The organism is uncultured Campylobacter sp., from assembly GCF_938045535.1.
Lineage (GTDB): Bacteria > Campylobacterota > Campylobacteria > Campylobacterales > Campylobacteraceae > Campylobacter_B.
On record NZ_CALIMQ010000280.1, the window covers coordinates 1 to 4,394 of the forward strand.

Here is a 4,394-nt window from a genome sequence, read left to right on the forward strand (position 1 = left end):
AACCGGAATTTAAAAAATAAGGTTGCGGGATAAATTTTAAAAGTTGATCTTTGGCGCAGCGTCTCGGAGCATGCTATTAAATTTAAACCTATGCAGTGCATTTTTAAATTTAAACCCTTGCGGCGCGTTATTAAATTAAATCTGCGCGCCGATCCGCCCTACTCGCCGCTTTTGCCCGCTTTTATCATCTTTATAAATTCCTTTGCGAGCTTGGATGGTTTTTTATACACGACCGAAAACGATACGTCCAAAAGCGGCTCATCCGCGACGTCAAAGAGCGTGATATAGTCCTTTTGCGTCTCAAAAATGTACCGCGCGAAGCTGAAACTCACGCAAAGCCCTGCCGCGACCATCGCGTTAGCCACGTACAGATAGGAGGTGTCGCAGAAAATTTGAGGTGTAAAGCCCGCGTTTTCAAAGATCTTTTTAAAGTTCGATTCGCTTTTTAAAATTTTACTGCTGATTGCAAATTTATCGGATTTGAACTCGCTAAGTGCGATCTTAGGGTATTTCTCGGTAGAATTTATACTCGCTTGCGAAACCGCAGGATGAGAGGAGCAGACGCTTAGAAGCAGCCTGCGCTTTTTTATAAACTCGCACTCAAGCCCCTCCGCGAAAAGCTCGCCGAAGTGCGCGGCATAGACGATGTCAAGTTCGCCGCTTTTTAACATCTCGATGAGCGCGGGCTCGGAGTGAGCGTGCACGACCCTGATGTCGGCTTTGGAAAACCTACTGTAAAACATCGCGATGATCTTTTCGATAAATTTAAAGCTGGTCGAGGTCGCGCCGATTACGAGCTTGCCCGTCTTGATCGACGAAAGCCCGCGAATTTCGTTATTTAGCTCCTTATTGAGCCTAAGCATATTTTTCGCTCTGGCGATGTAAATTTCGCCCGCGTATGTAAGCTCAAGGCCGTTTTTCCTATCAAAAATTTCGATCCCTAGCTCCTTTTCCAAAAGCATAATGCTCTTAGAAAGCGACGGTTGCGCGATTCCAAGCTCGCTCGCCGCTTTTGTAAAGCTTTTAAGCTCCGAAATTTTTACCGCAAATTCCATATGTCGCAGGCTCATTTTTTACCCCTTCGGTTGAAATTTTATAGCCTTTAGCTATTAAATTATATACCAAATAACATTTGACTTACATAAAGATTTAATATAAAATTACGACATTAATCTTTAAGATTAAAAAATCTCTAAGTAAAGGGGCAAATATGGAGAGACGCGACATACTGAAAATGGGTATGATAGGAGCCGGCGCGCTCGCACTCGGCGCGGTAAATGCGCAAGCAAGCGCGGTGGACGCAAAGGATGTTAAATTTGACGAGGAGTGGGATGTAATCATCATCGGTAGCGGTTTTGCAGGGCTTGCGGCAGGTTTAAAAGCGGCGCAAAAAGGCAATAAAGTGCTAATCCTGGAAAAGATGGGTCGTATCGGCGGAAACTCCGTCATCAACGGCGGCGGTATGAGCGTGCCGATGAACCCAGTGCAGGAAAAAACGGGCATCAAAGACAGCAAAGAGCTATTTATGAATGACTGCCTAAAGGCGGGTCTTGGCATCAACCATCCTGAGCTTTTAAGCACCCTAGCCGATCGCGGTTTGGACGCGTTTAAATTCCTCGTCGATAGCGGCGTGCAATTTAAGATGGATCACTGCGCCCACTTCGGCGGACACAGCGTCGCGCGCTCGATGCTAACGACGAATGATAGCGGCTCTGGCTACATCCAGCCGATGCTTGAAAAATTTGAAGCGCTAAAAGATAAGGGCTGCGAGCTTCGCCGCCGCGCAAAATTTGACGATTTCGTAATGGACGGAGATCGCGTGGCGGGCGTCGTGATCCGCGAGGAGTATAAATTTGATCCGAATCTCTACAGCGACGATCTTGAAAACACGAGCGGCACAAAAAAGACGCTCAAAGCCAAAAAAGGCGTAGTGCTCGCAGCGGGCGGATTTTGCCGCGATAAAATTTTCCGCAAGCTTCAAGATCCGCGCATCCCTGATGACGTCGATAGCACAAATCACGCGGGAGCTACCGCGGGCGTGCTACTAAAAGCCTTTGAGATCGGCGCGTATCCGGTGCAGGTCGATTGGATCCAGTTCGGTCCGTGGGCGAGCCCAGATGAGAAGGGCTTCGGTACCGCTCCGATCCTAACTCAGCAAGGCACCTTTAAATACGGTATCGCCGTGGACGTGCGCACGGGAAAACGCTTTATGAACGAGCTTGCAGATCGCAAGACTCGCGCGGATGCCGAGTTTAAAATTTTGCGCGAGGATCCAAAAGCCTATCCGATAACCTTTGCCGATACCAAAATGGCGTTTAAAGACCTAAGCGAAGAGATCATCCAAAAAGGCATGGCAAGCGGCAAGCTAGTGGGCGAATGCGCAAGCCTAGATGAGATCGCTAGCAAATACGGCGTGCCCGCAGATGCTTTAAAGCAGAGCGTCAAAAAATACAACGAAGGCGTTAAGGCGAAAAAAGACGAGTTCGGCAAGCAAGAAAGCGCGCTTAGCGAGATCAACGAAGCGGGACCTTTCTACGTCATCCGCCTCTCGCCGAAGCCTCACCATACAATGGGCGGCCTAAAGATCAACACCAAAGCCGAGGTCTTATCATCTAAAACCAATAAGCCGATCCCAGGCCTCTGGGCTGCGGGCGAGATCACCGGCGGTACTCACGGCGCCAGCCGCTTAGGCACCGTCGCGATTACCGACTGCATAGTTTTCGGAATGATCGCTGGCGAGCAGATCGCCTAACTAGGTCCGAGCGCAAGCTCTTTAAAGCCCTGCTGGGTAGCAAAAGCGAGCCGGCAAGGCAGTTTTCTAAAAGGTTGTAAATGAAAAATTTCAGTTTTACGGCGCTTTTTCTGTGCTGTATCATCGCGACTTTGTTCGGCGCGCCGTCTGCCAACGACGCCAACGCCACGAACATAGTCGTTTCAGATGAGCTTCGGGCAAAATACAAAATCAAACCTCATCACGAGCATTTGGCGTTTGACTGCGTCGATTGCCACGTAAATCAAGGAAGCGATCCGTCTAAATTTAAAAGTATCGGCGACAAGGGCTGTATCAGCTGCCACGGCGACAAAAAGCAGCTCGCTTTGAGGCTTAAATTTATGGATACGCTTAAGGCTAATCCGCATAACTCCGTCCACGACGGTCCTACGCTATACTGCGACGAATGCCACAACGAGCACAAGGCATCTACGAATATGTGTACCGAATGCCACGAGCACGAAGTGCCGCAATGGATGGGGGTGACACCATGAGAATTTCTAAAAAATTACTAGCGCTTATCATCTTAATAAGCGGCATTATAGGGTTTTTCGTCGTCGTGCCGGTGCACTACGCGCTTGAAAAAACTAGCACCGATAAATTCTGCGACGTCTGCCACGAGATGGATCCGATGGTGATCGCCTATCAAGACGACGTCCACTCGGGCAAGGGCAAAACGGGCGTCAAAGCCAAATGCGTCGATTGTCACCTACCGCACGACAATATCGTAAAATACGTCTATCAAAAGGCCAAAAACGGGGTACTGGAGGGCTACTCGCACTTCTTCGACGAGCCTGAGAAATACGACTGGAACAAAAGGCGCGAAGAGCGCGAGCACTATGTGTTTGACAACGGCTGCACGAGCTGCCACGCCACCGTGATCGACAGCAAGATCACCTCCGAGCAGGCGCAACGCATGCACGCGCACTACAAAAAGCTCCTAGGCACCGAGCGCGAGCTTAAATGCGCGAGCTGCCACGTAAGCGCGGGACACGGCATCGGGCTTCGCAACTACCTAGAGTATTGGCGACCGACGTATAAAATTTACGAAAAGAAGATGATGCAGGAGAAGATCAAGGCGAAGAAGGAATTTTTCGGCGACGAGTATAAACCGAGCGCCGAAGAGCAGGCCTTTATGGACGCTTCTAGCGCGAAGAAATAACGCCGCTTGAAATCCTAGAATTTCTAAATTTCAAAATTCCGCCGAGGTTTAGCTGAGACCTTGACGGGATTTTTGAAATTTTGACGAAGTTTTTGTGAAGTGTTTATTAAATTTATCGGCTTTTAGATTTAAAATTTCCTCGAATTCTCGATTTAAAATTTCATCTATCAGACTATATTAAACCAACCACTCGCAACTTAAGTTTATGCGCTTCTTACTCGCCAGCTCGTGAACGAAAAGTATCCACAAAAACCTTTACAATTTGCATCTCTATGAGCCTTACTATAGTGCTAACTTAAAATTTCATACTCATGTTATGAGAACATAAGGCCAGCATAAATTATCGAGGGTATAATCGAATTAAAATTTTAGGAGGAAGCGATGGCGTTTGAAAACGCAATCATCACCAAAGAGGATGATGAGAAGTATGGATTGAGTGCGCTATATGGTAAGTATAATTAT

4 protein-coding genes are annotated in these 4,394 nt (G+C 47.9%); 3 read left to right on the forward strand and 1 reads right to left on the reverse strand.

What is annotated here, in order from left to right; translation table 11 throughout:
* Window positions 1-158: 158 nt before the first annotated feature.
* Window positions 159-1,070: a LysR family transcriptional regulator gene (locus Q0095_RS08630; RefSeq protein WP_297883138.1), complete on the reverse strand. Its 912-nt coding sequence runs from the start codon at window positions 1,068-1,070 to the stop codon at window positions 159-161.
* A 140-nt stretch (window positions 1,071-1,210) separates the two neighbouring features.
* On the opposite strand from Q0095_RS08630, the gene Q0095_RS08635 reads away from it, so the two are divergent.
* From Q0095_RS08635 to Q0095_RS08645, 3 genes are all read left to right on the forward strand, one after another.
* Window positions 1,211-2,752, forward strand: a complete 1,542-nt coding sequence (locus tag Q0095_RS08635) for a flavocytochrome c (RefSeq protein WP_297883139.1) — start codon at window positions 1,211-1,213, stop codon at window positions 2,750-2,752.
* A gap of 80 nt (window positions 2,753-2,832) precedes the next feature.
* Window positions 2,833-3,264 carry a cytochrome c3 family protein gene (locus tag Q0095_RS08640; RefSeq protein ID WP_291937344.1) on the forward strand — a complete coding sequence of 144 codons (432 nt, stop codon included), beginning with the start codon at window positions 2,833-2,835 and terminating at the stop codon, window positions 3,262-3,264.
* The gene (locus Q0095_RS08645) at window positions 3,261-3,932 is read left to right on the forward strand and encodes a NapC/NirT family cytochrome c (RefSeq protein WP_297883140.1); all 672 of its coding nucleotides are present in this window, start codon (window positions 3,261-3,263) and stop codon (window positions 3,930-3,932) included. The genes Q0095_RS08640 and Q0095_RS08645 overlap by 4 nt, the downstream gene beginning before the upstream one ends.
* Window positions 3,933-4,394 lie beyond the last annotated feature (462 nt).